This window comes from Thalassospira alkalitolerans, assembly GCF_002115745.1.
Lineage (GTDB): Bacteria > Pseudomonadota > Alphaproteobacteria > Rhodospirillales > Thalassospiraceae > Thalassospira > Thalassospira alkalitolerans.
Genome location: NZ_JFKB01000016.1, coordinates 54,066 through 68,382, shown reverse-complemented (window position 1 = coordinate 68,382; position 14,317 = coordinate 54,066). Strand labels below are relative to the sequence as shown.

13 protein-coding genes and 1 tRNA gene are annotated in these 14,317 nt (G+C 54.3%); 4 read left to right on the top strand and 10 right to left on the bottom strand.

Annotated elements, in window-relative coordinates; translation table 11 throughout:
• The first annotated feature begins 66 nt into the window (after positions 1-66).
• Positions 67-1,017, top strand: a complete 951-nt coding sequence (locus tag TALK_RS18275) for a carbohydrate kinase family protein (protein ID WP_085620591.1) — start codon at positions 67-69, stop codon at positions 1,015-1,017.
• On the opposite strand, the gene TALK_RS18270 is transcribed toward TALK_RS18275, so the two are convergent.
• From TALK_RS18270 to TALK_RS18240, 7 genes are all read right to left on the bottom strand, one after another.
• Positions 1,014-1,871: a type 1 glutamine amidotransferase gene (locus TALK_RS18270; protein ID WP_085620590.1), complete on the bottom strand. Its 858-nt coding sequence runs from the start codon at positions 1,869-1,871 to the stop codon at positions 1,014-1,016. The genes TALK_RS18275 and TALK_RS18270 overlap by 4 nt on opposite strands.
• A 46-nt stretch (positions 1,872-1,917) precedes the next feature.
• Positions 1,918-3,087 (bottom strand): iron-containing alcohol dehydrogenase, encoded by a 1,170-nt coding sequence (locus tag TALK_RS18265; RefSeq protein ID WP_085620589.1) that lies wholly within the window; start codon positions 3,085-3,087, stop codon positions 1,918-1,920.
• Positions 3,088-3,117: 30 nt separating this feature from the next.
• Positions 3,118-4,509 (bottom strand): aldehyde dehydrogenase family protein, encoded by a 1,392-nt coding sequence (locus TALK_RS18260; protein ID WP_085620588.1) that lies wholly within the window; start codon positions 4,507-4,509, stop codon positions 3,118-3,120.
• Positions 4,510-4,605: 96 nt separating this feature from the next.
• The gene (locus TALK_RS18255) at positions 4,606-5,973 is read right to left on the bottom strand and encodes a glutamine synthetase family protein (RefSeq protein WP_085620587.1); all 1,368 of its coding nucleotides are present in this window, start codon (positions 5,971-5,973) and stop codon (positions 4,606-4,608) included.
• Positions 5,974-6,232: 259 nt separating this feature from the next.
• Positions 6,233-7,285 carry a TRAP transporter substrate-binding protein gene (locus TALK_RS18250; protein WP_085620586.1) on the bottom strand — a complete coding sequence of 351 codons (1,053 nt, stop codon included), beginning with the start codon at positions 7,283-7,285 and terminating at the stop codon, positions 6,233-6,235.
• Positions 7,286-7,526: 241 nt separating this feature from the next.
• The gene (locus TALK_RS18245) at positions 7,527-8,852 is read right to left on the bottom strand and encodes a TRAP transporter large permease (RefSeq protein ID WP_085620585.1); all 1,326 of its coding nucleotides are present in this window, start codon (positions 8,850-8,852) and stop codon (positions 7,527-7,529) included.
• Positions 8,849-9,358 (bottom strand): TRAP transporter small permease subunit, encoded by a 510-nt coding sequence (locus tag TALK_RS18240; RefSeq protein ID WP_085620584.1) that lies wholly within the window; start codon positions 9,356-9,358, stop codon positions 8,849-8,851. Before TALK_RS18240 ends, TALK_RS18245 begins: the two co-directional genes overlap by 4 nt.
• A gap of 517 nt (positions 9,359-9,875) precedes the next feature.
• Here TALK_RS18240 and TALK_RS18235 point away from each other — a divergent pair.
• Both TALK_RS18235 and TALK_RS18230 read left to right on the top strand, forming a co-directional pair.
• Positions 9,876-10,751 carry a MurR/RpiR family transcriptional regulator gene (locus TALK_RS18235; RefSeq protein ID WP_169715073.1) on the top strand — a complete coding sequence of 292 codons (876 nt, stop codon included), beginning with the start codon at positions 9,876-9,878 and terminating at the stop codon, positions 10,749-10,751.
• Positions 10,752-10,865: 114 nt separating this feature from the next.
• Positions 10,866-11,108: an Lrp/AsnC ligand binding domain-containing protein gene (locus tag TALK_RS18230; protein ID WP_085620582.1), complete on the top strand. Its 243-nt coding sequence runs from the start codon at positions 10,866-10,868 to the stop codon at positions 11,106-11,108.
• A gap of 130 nt (positions 11,109-11,238) precedes the next feature.
• Here TALK_RS18230 and TALK_RS18225 read toward each other — a convergent pair.
• Positions 11,239-11,331: transfer RNA gene (locus tag TALK_RS18225), tRNA-Ser, on the bottom strand.
• 279 nt (positions 11,332-11,610) lie between these two features.
• Here TALK_RS18225 and TALK_RS18220 point away from each other — a divergent pair.
• Positions 11,611-11,832, top strand: a complete 222-nt coding sequence (locus TALK_RS18220; protein WP_085620581.1) for a hypothetical protein — start codon at positions 11,611-11,613, stop codon at positions 11,830-11,832.
• Between the two features lie 156 nt (positions 11,833-11,988).
• On the opposite strand, the gene TALK_RS18215 is transcribed toward TALK_RS18220, so the two are convergent.
• Both TALK_RS18215 and TALK_RS18210 read right to left on the bottom strand, forming a co-directional pair.
• A complete protein-coding gene (locus TALK_RS18215) occupies positions 11,989-13,164 on the bottom strand; it encodes an MFS transporter (protein ID WP_085620580.1) in 1,176 nt (391 codons plus the stop codon).
• Between the two features lie 53 nt (positions 13,165-13,217).
• Positions 13,218-14,249 (bottom strand): GlxA family transcriptional regulator, encoded by a 1,032-nt coding sequence (locus tag TALK_RS18210; RefSeq protein ID WP_085620579.1) that lies wholly within the window; start codon positions 14,247-14,249, stop codon positions 13,218-13,220.
• Positions 14,250-14,317 lie beyond the last annotated feature (68 nt).

The window sequence follows — 14,317 nt, the reverse complement described above, 5'->3', positions numbered from 1 at the left end:
TGTTGTCAATGAATGTAAACAACACCTAGTCCTCAAAAATCAACAGATAAGAAACAGAGCATCGCCTTGATCAAACCATCGGCCAATATTCTTTGCCTCGGTGCCGCCCATTTCGACCGCACCCTGCAATGCACGGAAACATTCGTGCCTGCGGCGTCAAACCCTGTGCGGACCCTGCATCACAAACCGGGCGGTGTCAGTCGCAATATCGCGGTTCATTTGCGCCTTCTGGGCTGCAATGTCGCGATCCTTTCTGCGGTTGGCGATGACGGCGATGGGGATCAAATCGTTCAATCCCTGTCCGAACTTGGCATTGATACCCGCCAAATTCGCAAAATTCCGGGCGGCCATACGGCGGGTTACACCGCCATCCTTGACGAAACCGGTGAACTGGCGCTGGGCCTGATGGATGCCGAGGTCTATGACCGGCTGACCCCCGATTTTCTGGCCGGTCAACTTGGCAATCTGCGCTGCTGGCCCTGGTGGATGGTCGATGTCAATCTGCCAATGGAAACGCTGGACTGGCTGGCCGATCAAAAACAAACATCAAAATTCTGTGCCGCCACCGTATCCCCGTCCAAGGCTGCACGCCTCAAACCGGTTCTGGGCAGGATTGATTTGCTGATTGCCAATCGTGCCGAAACCAAAGTCCTGACCGGCATTGAAATCAACGAGATTTCCGACGCACCAAAGGCCGTCATGGCCCTGCGTCAACATGGTATCAAACATATGGTCATCACGCTGGGCGCAATGGGCGTTGTATCCGCAGATGACACTGAAATGGCGTTCTGGCGGCCCCTGCCAACCAAGGTTGTTGACGTCAACGGCGCGGGTGATGCGTTTTATTCAGGCTTCCTGTCAACGTTTAGAAAACCGGGTGCCGCATTTGATGATGCCATTGCCACCGGCCTTGCCATGGCAAGCCTGACGGCTGAAACACAGGGCACGACCGTGTGGAACCTTGATCTGAAATCAGTTCGGAAACGGGCCTTAACCGCCGCCAAGGAAACGATTTAAACCGTTTTCGTGCCGACTGAATATTTCAACCAGTTGGCAAGTTCAATCAGGCGGCGTTCATAACGCAATGCGTCATCATCAATGCCGTATTGCCAGGCCAGATCACGACGATCCGGGTCCTGATGCAATGTCACCCAATTGGCCGACATGGTTTCAAGCGCATCCTGATCGGCAAAAAGCCCCGCATCAATAAGGCGCTGCCCATACCGGCGGAAAATAGCGGCCAATTCGGCCAAGGTATATTCCGGGTGATATTGCACGCCCCAGAATTTCATCCCGTCATTTTCCATCGCAAATGCCTGAATATGGCTGTGATCGTTCCCGGCAAGGATCACCGCCCCCTTGGGGGCCACGCAAACTTCGTCCATATGAACAGTCAGTGCGGAAAAACACGCCGATTTCCCCCGATACATCGGATGGGAAACCCCTACCCGGTTCAGGCGGATCATCCGGCCCACACCAATTTCACGCCCCTTGGGCGCGGCACGAACTTCGCCGCCAAAGGCACGGGCAACAATCTGCATGCCCCAACAACTGCCAAATACCGGCAAACCGGTTTCAACCGTCGCCTTGGCCAACGGCAACTGGTTCAAAACCGCATCTTCATCGATATAGGCATTAAGGGCTGATCCAGTCCAGGCAATGCCATCAAAATCGGTCAGTTTGACACCCTTGGGCAAACAATCCGGCCCGTCATCCGCAGGCCGAACAATGGTAATATCAAGATCGGGATCAAGGCGTCGCAGGGCCGCTTCATATCCTTCGCCCGATGGCGACCCGCCCAATGAACGGTTAAGCGCGTTCACATCGTGACGATTACCATCAACAATCAGGATTTTTCTGACGTTTTCCATACTAACACCTTGATCCCGTTATTATTTTAATTATCGTTGGTTCGGATCAACCAAGATCACCCGCACAGGCACGGCGGAAGATTGCCGCATATTCCGCCACCGAAAGATCAATCGGATTGCCCCCGTCCGACGGATCGGCCTTTGCCTTGGTTGCAACTTCATCGGCACGGTTCACATCCACACCAATTTCCGCCAGCGTATTGACGATGCCAAGACGGGTTCGGAACCCCAAAACCCATTCAAACAAAGTGTCAAAACTCGGCGCGGCAAGGTTCAAAAGACGACAGATGATTTCGCAATTGCCTTCAATCGCACGACGATTGGCCCGCATGACATAGGGCAAAAGGATGGCGTTGGTCAGGCCGTGATGGGTATCAAAAATCGCCCCGATCGGATGGGCAAGCGCGTGAACACCGCCCAAGCCTTTTTGGAACGCAGTTGCCCCCATTGATGCCGCCGCCAGCATGTCGGCACGGGCTTCGATATCTTTGCCATCGTCATAGGCCCGCGGCAATGCATCGGCAATCAACCGCATCCCTTCAAGCGCCACACCTTCGGCCATCGGATGATAACCCGGTGCGCAATGGGCTTCAAAACAATGCACAAACGCATCAACACCGGTTGCCGCCGTCACATGGGCTGGCAGGCCCACGGTCAGTTCCGGGTCGGAAATCACGATTGCTGGCAACATCTTAGGATGGAAGATGATTTTCTTTTCATGCGTGTCTTCCTTGGTGATGACACTGGCACGGCCAACTTCGGAACCGGTGCCCGACGTCGTCGGCACAGCAACAATGGGCGCAATACCGTCCGGATCGGCACGGGTCCACCAATCACCGACATCCTCGAAATCCCACATCGGACGGGTCTGACCGGCCATCAGGGCAACCGCCTTGGCCGCGTCAAGTCCCGACCCACCGCCAAAGGCAATCACACCGTCATGACCGCCTGCACGGTAAACCGCCAAACCATCTTCGACGTTTTTACCCGTCGGGTTGCCTTTAACACCGGCAAACAGCCCGGTCGGCAAACCGGCGGCTTCGTTGGCGGCAATGGCATCACGCACCATCGGCAGGTCTTTAAGACCTTCATCAGTGATCAACAGCGGCTTTTTCATGCCGGTTGCCTTACAGGCATCTGCCAATTCTGCAATACGGCCCGGGCCAAAACGCACCGACGTCGGGAAGTTCCAGTTTCCAACAATCTTTTTGGTCATCTCTGTATCCTTTGCGCGTTAAACGCGCCGTTAAATCGTGGTCCGCAGGTGAAAGCTTTTCGGCCGGGTCAAAGATTCGTATCCCAGTTTCGAAAGCGTGCAACCACGTCCCGAATTCTTGACACCCGTCCAAGCCAATGCCGGATCAAGGTAATCTGCACGGTTCATGAAAACCGTCCCGGTCTGAAGACGGTCACCAATCGAAAGCGCGACGTCTTCATCTGCGGTCCAGATTGACGCCGTCAAACCGAATTCGCTGTCATTCATCAACGCGATGGCTTCCTCGTCGGATTTCACCTTCATGATGCCGACAACCGGGCCAAAGCTTTCCTCGGTCATCACGCGCATCGAATGATCGACATTGATCAAAACCTGTGGTGCCAGATATGGCGTGCCTTCTTTATTGGCGGCAAATTTCGCCGGATCAACCAATGCCTTGGCACCGTCACGGATCGCATCCGCAACCTGCCCGCGCACAAAGGCGGCCGATGATGTCCGCACCATCGGGCCAAGATTGGTATTGGTATCAATCGGGCTGCCAAGGCGGTATTGCGATACCAAATCGGCGGCTTTTTCCGCAAACGCGTCAAAGACGCTTTCATGGGCATAAATGCGTTCAATCCCGCAACACGACTGACCGGTGTTAAAGAACGCCCCGTCAATGATGTTTTCCACGGCATGGTCCAGATTGACATCCGCCCGGATATAGGCCGGGTCTTTGCCGCCAAGTTCCATACCAGTGGCAATAAACTTGCTGCCCACGGCCTTTTGCACGGCATGACCGCCCGGAACCGAACCGGTGAAATTAACGAAATCAACCCGGATATCGCCCATCAGCTTTTCGGCATCCGCATGGCTAAGATGCAAATACTGGAACAGGCCCTTGGGCAAACCGGCGGCTTCAAATGCCTCGGCGAAACGTTCGGCACAAAGCGGGGTCTGGTGCGAATGTTTCAACACCACCGCATTGCCGGCCATAAGGGCCGGAACAACACCGTTAACCGCTGTCAGATACGGAAAATTCCACGGAGCGATAATCGCAACAACACCCAATGCCTCGCGGCGGATAAAGCGGTTAAAACCGGCCTTTTCGCCCGGATTGTAATCGCCAAGCGCCTCGGGCGCGATGTCGATCATATAATCGGCACGTTCCTTGAAACCGGCAACCTCGCCACCGGCCTGTGAAATCGGGCGGCCCATCTGCCAGCTGATCTCGGCGGCAATTTCGTCTTTCTTGGCGACAAAGGCGGCAACTGCCTTGCGCAAGATTTGCTGACGGGTGGCAACGGGCACGCGGCGCCATTCGGCTTGGGCCGCACGGGCAACATCAAGGGCCTTGTTGATCTCGGTCGCACCGGCAAGCGGGCGTTCGACATAAACAGATCCATCAACCGGCGAGATGGTGCGTAAACTCTCAGACATAATGCCTCACAATTGGACAATGAGTTAGGGCGCGTAAGCTGTGTAACGGTGGTCAATCTGACGCGGGCGCGACGATGCGCCGCCCCGCGTGCCAGATCAAATAATTTCGAAGTAACGCTGTAATTCCCAATCCGTAATCGCCTTGCGGAACTCGCGTTCTTCCCATTCACGCGACTGGGCGTAATGGGTTACGAATTCTTCGCCAAACAATGATTTTGCCGCATCCGATTTGCGCAGGCGTCCGGCTGCTTCATACAATGTTGACGGCAGTGTCGTGTCGTCGGGGAATTCCTGGGCATAGGCATTGCCAACAACCATGTCGCCCGGCTCTACCTTGTTCTCAATACCCCAAAGCCCCGACCCGATAGCCGCTGAAAGCGCGATATAAGGATTGATATCCGCCGCCGCAATCCGATATTCGACACGCTGCGACTTGGCGCTGCCCGGAATAACACGAAGGGCTGTGGTACGATTTTCAACACCCCATGTCGCCGTGGTTGGTGCCCAGAAACCCGGAACCAGACGGGAATAACTGTTTACCGTACATGCGACCATCGACAACAGTTCCGGCATCAATTTTTGCTGACCGCCAAGGAACCAACGCATTTCATCGGACATGTTATGGGGCTTGTTCGCATCATAAAACGCCGCCCGGCCATCTTTGCCCTTAAGCGAAACATGCATATGTCCCGACTGCCCCGGCCAATCGGGGGACCATTTCGCCATGAATGTCGCCATCCATCCCGCGCGCTGGGCCAAAACCTTGGTAAAAGTCTTGAAAAGTGCAGCCTTATCGGCGGCTTTCATCGCCTCATCATGGGTCAGGGCGGCTTCCAAAACCCCTGGGCCGGTTTCGGTATGAAGTCCCTCAATCGGGAAATCCATGCTTTCGCTCAGTTCCATCAGGTCATGATAGAATTCCGAATGCACCGAATTGCGCAGCATCGAATAACCATAGAAACCCGGCGTGATGTTTTTCAGATCGCGATAGTTCTTTTCACGTACTGAATGCGGGTCTTCCTCAAACAGGAAAAACTCGAACTCACAGGCCGCTGAAACGTCATATCCCATGTCCGATGCTTTATCGATAACACGGCGCAACGTGCCACGCGGGCAAACGGTTTCGGCCCGTCCTTCGAACTCGCCCAAAAACAGGATGGTGCCTTCTTCCATCGGCAATTCGCGGCAACTTTCCGGAATCACACGCACCGGCGCATCCGGATAGGCCGTGTGCCAGCCGGTGAATTCCGATTTATCATAAAGCTGATCATTGGAATCCCAGCCCAGAACCACATCGCAAAAGGCAAAACCGCTATCGAGCGCCGACAGGAATTTGTCGCGATGCATATATTTGCCGCGCATAATTCCATCGACGTCGAAAATACCGATTTTGACGAATTTGATATCGCGTTCCTGGATCAGTTTCCGTGCGTCATCGGCAGTTTTGACATCCTTCGCCTGCATCGGCGGCCTCCTGTGAATTGGGCTTTATTATTGTGTTGCGCGGACCGATTTTGTCCGTTCCTGCCCGTTTTATGGTCGCGTCTTTTGACGTCTTGTTTTGTAAAATATATTACACAGACCAACAATTAAACAAATATTTTGCCATTTTGTATAATTCATTACAAAGGTGAAATCCCTTGTTTTACGGGGGATTTCGGGTGGCAAGTGCGAAATTCGCCCCTGCCACCCTGCCCGGCCTAAATTGACCGGCCCCATTGGCTTAGCTGTAGCGATACGGCTTGCCAGCTTTTTCCATCACAGCAGCATATTGTTTGAAGATTTCAACGACCTTGGCGCAACGCGGGCTAGTCTCTGCAATCTCGTCCCAGAATTTATGCGCTTCGGCTTCAACCGTTGCCCATTCTGCATCCGGGATCGATGTCAGCTTCATCTTCGTACCCTGAGTACGCAGTTTGGCTTCACCACCCCAATACCAATGCTGGCGATAATAGTGCGAGCTATCCATGCAAAGCTTAAGCAGAACTTTCAGGTGTTCTGGAAGCTCGTTATAGCGTTCTTCATTGGCAAAGAACGACCCACACCATGCACCGGAAATGTTATTGGTCAGGAAGTAGTTGGTCACATCTGCCCAACCCACCGTGTAATCCTCGGTGATGCCCGACCATGCAATACCGTCAAGTTCGCCGGTCTGAACGGCAACTTCGATGTCTTCCCATGGCAACGTCACCGGAACAACGCCAAAGCGTGACAGGAATTTACCCGCCGTCGGGAAGGTAAAGACGCGCTTTCCTTTAAGATCGGCAAGGCTGTTGATCGGATCAACCGTCGCGAAATGGCACGGATCCCACGAACCGGCCGAAAGCCATTTAACGCCTTCGACTTCGCCGTATGCTTCTTCCCAGATTTCGTTCAGGCCGTATTCTTCGAACAGGACCGGAACGTCAAGGCTGTAACGGGTTGCGAACGGGAAATAACCGCCAAACACCGATACATCAACCGGGGCTGCAATCGAGTCATCATCAGACTGAACCGCATCAATGGTGCCGCGCTGCATGGCACGGAACAACTCACCGGTCGGGACCAGCTGATCGGCATAGTAAAGTTCGATTTCCATTTCACCATTGGCAACCTTGTTAAAGGCATCAATGGCTGGCTTGATCACGTGTTCACCCAATGCCGGACCGGCATAGGTCTGAAGACGCCAGGTAATTTTGGCATTCTGCGCTTTAACATAAGGTGCGGCAAAAGCAGTGGTACCGGCTGCGGCTGTCGCAAGGCCGGCTTTTTTAATAAAACCACGTCTGTTGGTCATTTTTCATCTCCCTGATCGATGAAGTTTGTTGAAACGATCGTCAAACTGCCCTGCCCGTATATCGGGTCTGGCAGCACCTCCTCCTGATAGAAATTCGCTCCTCCCTTGTTTCTGCAGCCCGGCTTTTGGGGCCTTGTTTTTGGCCCTGTTTAAGGGCGCATTTAATCGTCTGATTAGTCTAATCATTCTGATTATGGTTCCGGCCGGGGTGCTGCGATCATGCGGCCCCCGGCCAGAAAGATTATCGGGCGTAATGCCATTCCGGCAGCCACAACGCGATCTGCGGGAACACCATCACAATGCCAAGCGCCATCGCCATGATGATCACAAACGGCGTGATGGATTTATAGATGTCCTTCAACGTCACTTCCGGCGGGGCCATCGCACGCATCAGGAACAGATTGTAACCAAACGGCGGCGTCATATAGGCAATCTGACAGGTGATCGTGTACAGCACGCCATACCAAACCAGATCAAAGCCAAGCGCCCCGACAAGCGGCACATAAAGCGGTGCCACAATCACCAGCATCGCGGTGTCATCAAGGAACATGCCCATCAGAACGAATGAAATCTGCATCATGATCAAAATCTGCCAGGGGCCCAGCCCCAGCTGATCAACAAACAAGCTTTCAATCGCCTTGACCGCGCCTAATCCGTCAAACACGGCACCAAATGCCAATGCGGCCAGAATGATCCACATGAACATGCAGCTGATCGACAATGTCTTGCGCAGGGTTTCTTCCATAACCGCACGGTTCAAACGCCGTTTGGCAAGCGCGGCAATGGTCGCGGCAAGCGCGCCAACAGCCGAACTTTCAACAAGCGAGGTAATCCCCATCAGGAACAAACCGGTCATCGAGAAAAAGATGAACAACGGCACAACACCGGCCTTCAGCAAACCAATCTTGTCGGCCCAGGTAATTTCCGCACGTTCTTCTTTCGAAAGTGCCGGGCCCATCTCGGGCTGCAACCAGCACCGGATGGCAATATACAGCATAAACATGCCCGCCATCAGCAATCCGGGGAAAACCCCGGCCAGCCAAAGCTGCCCGACCGGCTGGCGCGCGATCATGCCATACAGCACCAGAACCACACTTGGCGGCACCAAGATGCCCAACGAACTGCCCGCCTGGATCACCCCGGTAACCATGACCTTGTCATAGCCACGGCGCAAAAGTTCCGGCAAGGCGATGCTGGCCCCGATGGCCATCCCGGCAACGCTCAACCCGTTCATCGCCGAAACCGCGACCATCAAAACAATGGTCCCGATGGCAAGCCCGCCACGCACCGGCCCCATCCAAACGTGGAACATCCGGTAAAGGTCATCGGCCAACCCGGATTCGGACAGCATATAGCCCATATAAACAAACAGCGGCAGCGTCAGAAGCGGATACCATTTCATCAGCTTCATCGCGGCACTGAATGCCATTTCCGAACCGCCATCCCCCCACATGCCAAGGGCAAAGATAACGGCAACAAAACCAATAGCGCCAAAAACCCGTTTCCCGGTCAGAAGCATCAGCATCATCGTGGAAAACATCAGAAGAGCAATCATCTCATAACTCATGAAAGGCTCTCCCCGCGGGCGGCTGCCAAATCCTTAAAGAAGGTCGCAATTGCCTGCAGCAACATCAGGAATATTCCAAAACACATGATTGCCTTGATCGGCGCCATCGGCGGTGACCAGGCTGAATAACTGGTTTCGTTGTACTGGATCGCATAGGAGGTCGATGACAGCCCGCCATACAGCAGAAAACCAAGATAAAAGATCAAAAACAGGATGGTGATCACATCAAGCCCGGCCTGCTTGCGCGGCGATAACGCGCCATACAGCAAATCCATGCGCACATGCGATCCAAGCTGCATCGAATAGGCCCCGCCCAACAGGAAGTACGACACCATCAGAAACTGTGCCATTTCCAGCGTCCAAAGCGCCGGAAATTCCATCATCTTGGTCGCCGATGAATACAGCAAGACGCCAAGCATCGCGAAAATCAGATACATGGCAAATCGGCCAACGATCCGGTTAAAGCGCTCCACCCATCTGACATAGGTTTTTATAAACTCAGGCATTTAACGCCACCCCAAAACATCTCCCTATTCTATCGATCGCAAAAGCGGCTGACCTGACAGGTGCAGACATAATCCCAACCATCGCGCCAGCATGCCGTGCGATAAACACACCACATGTGACGTCACAACTGATCCCCTACCGTCCGGTCAAACCGGACAGTCGCAACATCATTGCCTGTTCTGGATGGAAATATCCGCGGCCCTGACAACCCATATGCATCCCCTTGAGTACACAGCCCTCTTGCGGGGCCATGCCGTGTGATGAACCGCCTCCCGGGCGACCGACTTTTGCCAAGCCGTTGAATTATTGCACCGCTTTTCGCGGCACGGGTTTAACCCCTTCTGTAACGAACGTTACATGATTTCAATTTTGATGACAAGAATATCAGATATTGTAAAATTCGTTACAATCATTGTATTTGTATGATGGATAGGTTAAATCGCGCCCAACTGCACCTTGCGGGGGTTTCGCCATTTCAACGCAATGGCATCAAACGGGGAAAGATCGCTTTTGGATGTGACGCAACAGGCAGCAAAACCAACAGTCGCCGAACAAATCACGCAAAAAGCCGATACATTGACCACATCGGAACGCAAGCTGGCGCAGGCCCTGCTGGGCAATTATCCGATGGCCGGTCTTGAAACGGTGGCGACCTTTGCCGAACGGTGCGGTGTGTCTGCCCCGACCGTGCTGCGCTTTGCCAGCAAGATCGGCTTTGACAGCTATCCCGATATGCAGGCCCGTCTGCGCGGCGAACTTGAAGCCCGCCTGCAATCACCGCTCACCCGAAGCAGCCTGCCGCGGGCGCGCAATCATTCCGGCCATCCGATGGGCGAATTGCTTCATGACATGGCCGAGGCCACGATTGCCAATATCCGCACCAGCCTTGGCAATATCAATCCCGCCGAATTGCAAAACGCGATTGAACTGATCGGTGATTGCAAGGGATCGGTCTATTTGCTGGGCGGGCGGTTTACATCCGCCCTTGCGGTTTATGCCTATGAACATCTGCGCACCATGCGCAGCCATGTGCGCCGCGTTTCCGGCCAAAGCGCCAAATGGGCCGAAGACCTTCTTGATGTTGGCAAACGCGATGTGTTGCTGGTGTTTGATGTGCGTCGCTATCAATCCGATGTCATTGCCTTTGCCGAGGCCGCCTACAAGCAGGATGCCAAAATCATCCTGTTTACCGACCAGTGGCTCAGCCCCATCGCCCAGTTCGCCCGCCATGTTTTTCCCGTCCGGATCGAAACCGGCACAACATGGGATAGTTCGGCGGCCAGCATGGTGATGCTTGAAACCCTTCTCGAAGGGGTCGGCCAACATAATCCCGAACAGGTCCGCGCCCGGATCAAACACCTGGAAATGCTGCGCCGCCCGCCGCAATCGTGATTTCGGCACGCTTTTGTCCCCTGACAGGGCAATTCCCCCGCAGTAAAGATTGAAACCCCGCGCGCACCGCGATAGCTTGGGGCAGAATTTTCATCCCCTACCGGAGCGACACCGATGCATCCCTTTTTCATTTTCGTGAAATGCGATCTGGGCAAAGCCTATGACGTTGCCACCTCACTGGTCGAAGAAATCGAGGGCGTATCCGAAGTCTATTCGATCTCCGGCCCGTTCGAATTGCTGGTAAAAGTCTATATCGAAGAAGGCCACGATATCGGGCGCTATGTGAACGAAAAAATCCACCTGCTGCCCCATATCAAAGACACCCAAACGATCATCACGTTTAACGCCTTCACCTGATATCAATCCGTCAGCCAAAATGAACATACACAAAACGCGGTGATGTTAATCATCGCGTTTTTTATGTCAGTGATGGTTATATGGGAATCCGGCAAAAGAAAAAGGCACCCTGTGCGGGTGCCTTGATCAATGGCGGGCAAGGAGGGATTCGAACCCTCGATAGGGCTTTTGACCCTATACTCCCTTAGCAGGGGAGCGCCTTCAGCCACTCGGCCACTTGCCCTCTATCTCTTTGGTGTTCCGTGCGGAACGACGCCTTTCTTAAACATCGCCTCGGTTCATGTCAATGCTCGAAACGGGCGATTTGGTTGTTTTCTTTTTATCAAACCCGGCACATGAAACCACCAGCGTTTTGAACCGCTTTGTCATTGCCTTTTACGGTTGAGGATCAAAAGAGTCTTCAAACCATCATAATGCTGTCATCGCAGCGAAAAACTTGGCTGTCATAAGAACACTGTAAGCTTCTTTTTCCCGTTTAGGACTGAAAGCAGGTTAAAGCATCATGCGTACCGTTTATCAGAGCACGGATGACCTTGGTCACACCCTTCGAGCGTTGAAACTCTCCAAGGAAGACCAGCAAGATCCGGTTTATCTTGGCCTTGTCATTCATGACCGCGAAGTTCTGTTTCGCACCCGTGAAAATTCATCCCGCGATTTTGTCCTGCAAAAGATCAAAGAATTTGTCGCGGCACACAGTCCGTCCCTAAATACACAACCGGCCTAAAGGGCCGGTTTTTTATTGCCTGGATACCGGCGGGGGAAAACCCCGGCCATATCCCCCGTGGCAGGAGATCGCGCCGGGGCGGAACTCCCCGTTCGCCCTGCAACTCGAACCGCCGGTCTGTTGACCGGCGGTTTCTTTCATTGCCTTCCGGCTTTTTCAAGCTTCCTGTGTAACGCGATGGCGCGTGCCGACCCACATCATCACAATCGCGATAATCAATACCGGTAAAACCCCGAAATTAATCACATTCCATCCTGCCCCGGCAATCAGCGCCCCCGATGCCAAAGAAGCCACCGTGCCGGTAATGCCATTGCCAAGTTCCATCAAACTTTGTGCGTGCCCGCGTTCCGATGCGTCATGCCCCTCGCCCAAAAGTGCAGTTCCCGCCAACAACATCAGGTTCCAACCGATCCCCAATAAAAACGAACTGATCAGAAACGCCGAAAAACTGATCCCGGAAACAGCAAAGCCAACACTGAGAACCAATGCCCCTGCCCCGATCACCGCCATAAGGCGCGGCCCAAACCGGTCAATCATCGGCCCGGCAACAAAGGCCGGTAAAAACATACCGATAATGTGCCAGCGGATAACATTCGCCGCAGTGTCGAAATCAAACCCACAGAATTTCATCGCCAAGGGTGTTGCCGTCATGACAAGGATCATAATCCCGTGTCCGGCGGCACTCACCGCAATCGCCCCGCGCAACCGGGGCCGACGCAACAGGTCAAGCAACACCGCGCCACCAGCACGGGTTTTGACCGGCACACCGCCATCACGCAACATCGCCATGATGATCACCGCCACCATCGCAAGCCCCGCCAGCGCCAGATAAGAACCAACAAACGGGATCGCGACCATATCGCGTGTCTGACTGGCGATTTCCGGCGCAATCAAGGCGGCCAGCACCCCGCCACCAACAACAAGCGCCGCCGCCCGGCCTTTTTGCCCGTCTTCAACCGCCTCAAGCGCGGCATAGCGATAATACATCGCCGATGCCTGATACCCGCCAATCAGCAATGTCCCAACACATACCAAAATGAATTGCGCCTGATAAACCCCCGCCGCCACAATCAATCCGCCGATCACGCCCGATACCGCGCCCAAAAACAGTCCGGTCCGACGGCCCCGGCGGGACATGATCATGGCCAATGGATGCACACAGGCCAAATTCCCCACCAACAGCAAGGCCAATGGCAGGGTCGCCAATTCGGGTAGCGGTGCCAAATCAAGCCCGACAAGCGATGTCAGGGTAATCCCGATCAGCGAACAGGACCAATAAAGCGCCTGGGCAATAAATAGCAGACGCACCGATCCATTTGTCAGTAACAACATTGTTGCCAACTCCAATAAAAACAGTCTGTTATGAAAATATCTTCGTCGCGCGCTTACACCGCGACGACATCGGGTTTACGCCCGAAACGATCGGCATATTCCTGGGGGCTGATCGATAAATGGCGCTGAAACGCCCGGCGCAGGGTTTCAGGATGGCCAAAGCCACACAACCTCGCAACGCGGGTAACACTCATCGCGTCATCTTGCAAAAGCGCCCTTGCCGCTTCAATCCGGACCCGCTCAACATAGCGCGCCGGAGTCATGCCAAGGTCGCGGGTAAAAACACGTGAAAAAGTCCGGGCTGACATCGCCGCCCGTGCCGATAATGCCTCAAGCGACAAATCCCCATCGAGATTGCCCGGAATCCATTCCAGCAACCCGGCAAGCTGTGCGGTGCCCCCGATGGCAGGTGTCAGATAGGCCGAAAATTGTGCCTGCCCGCCCGGCCGTTTCAAAAACATCACCAACCGCCGCGCCACGGCCAGTGCAATTGCCCGTCCCTGATCGGCCTCCACCAGCGCCAGCGCCAGATCAATCCCCGCCGTCACCCCGGCGGATGTAAAGATATGCGGATCGCCATCCAACCCTTGCGCGTCATAACTGTGCAACCGATCCTCGATCACCTGAACAGCCGGAAACTGTTGGCGCATTTCATCACAGCGCGACCAATGCGTTGTTGCCATCTTGCCGTCAAGCAACCCGGCCTCGGCCAGAACAAGCGCCCCGGAACAAACCGATCCCAATCGCGCAAGCTTACCCTCGGCCTGTTTTAGCCATTCAAGGATATCGGAGCGCTGACGCACCCGGTTTATGCCATCCCCCCCGGCAATCAGGATGGTATCGACCGTGTTCAGCTCAAGATCACGCCACCCCAGATCGGCATAAAGCTTGAACCCGCCGGAAGTCGGCACCGGCCCGGCGGCATCGGCAATGATCAAAACCTCATAGCCTCGCGCACGCCCCTGTCGTTCAAGCTCGCCATTGGCCGAGGCAAAAACCTGTAACGGCCCGACAACGTCAAGGCTCATGACATCGTCAAAGGCAAAGCAGGCAATTATGCGGGACGGGGTAATGCAATCTGGCATGGCGTTTCCTTGTTTCAGGAAAACCAGCATGCCCGAAGGTGGTGATGGCAACAATGACAAACACCCCA

Bases quoted from the DNA above. Each gene is read 5' to 3' on its own strand.
- TALK_RS18240 (WP_085620584.1), bottom strand. From the start codon at position 9,358: ATGCCTGAGTTTATAAAAACCTATGTCAGATGGGTGGAGCGCTTTAAC.
- TALK_RS18210 (WP_085620579.1), bottom strand. From the start codon at position 14,249: ATGCCAGATTGCATTACCCCGTCCCGCATAATTGCCTGCTTTGCCTTT.
- TALK_RS18270 (WP_085620590.1), bottom strand. From the start codon at position 1,871: ATGGAAAACGTCAGAAAAATCCTGATTGTTGATGGTAATCGTCACGAT.
- TALK_RS18230 (WP_085620582.1), top strand. From the start codon at position 10,866: ATGCATCCCTTTTTCATTTTCGTGAAATGCGATCTGGGCAAAGCCTAT.
- TALK_RS18250 (WP_085620586.1), bottom strand. From the start codon at position 7,285: ATGACCAACAGACGTGGTTTTATTAAAAAAGCCGGCCTTGCGACAGCC.
- TALK_RS18215 (WP_085620580.1), bottom strand. From the start codon at position 13,164: ATGTTGTTACTGACAAATGGATCGGTGCGTCTGCTATTTATTGCCCAG.
- TALK_RS18245 (WP_085620585.1), bottom strand. From the start codon at position 8,852: ATGAGTTATGAGATGATTGCTCTTCTGATGTTTTCCACGATGATGCTG.
- TALK_RS18220 (WP_085620581.1), top strand. From the start codon at position 11,611: ATGCGTACCGTTTATCAGAGCACGGATGACCTTGGTCACACCCTTCGA.
- TALK_RS18260 (WP_085620588.1), bottom strand. From the start codon at position 4,509: ATGTCTGAGAGTTTACGCACCATCTCGCCGGTTGATGGATCTGTTTAT.
- TALK_RS18255 (WP_085620587.1), bottom strand. From the start codon at position 5,973: ATGCAGGCGAAGGATGTCAAAACTGCCGATGACGCACGGAAACTGATC.
- TALK_RS18265 (WP_085620589.1), bottom strand. From the start codon at position 3,087: ATGACCAAAAAGATTGTTGGAAACTGGAACTTCCCGACGTCGGTGCGT.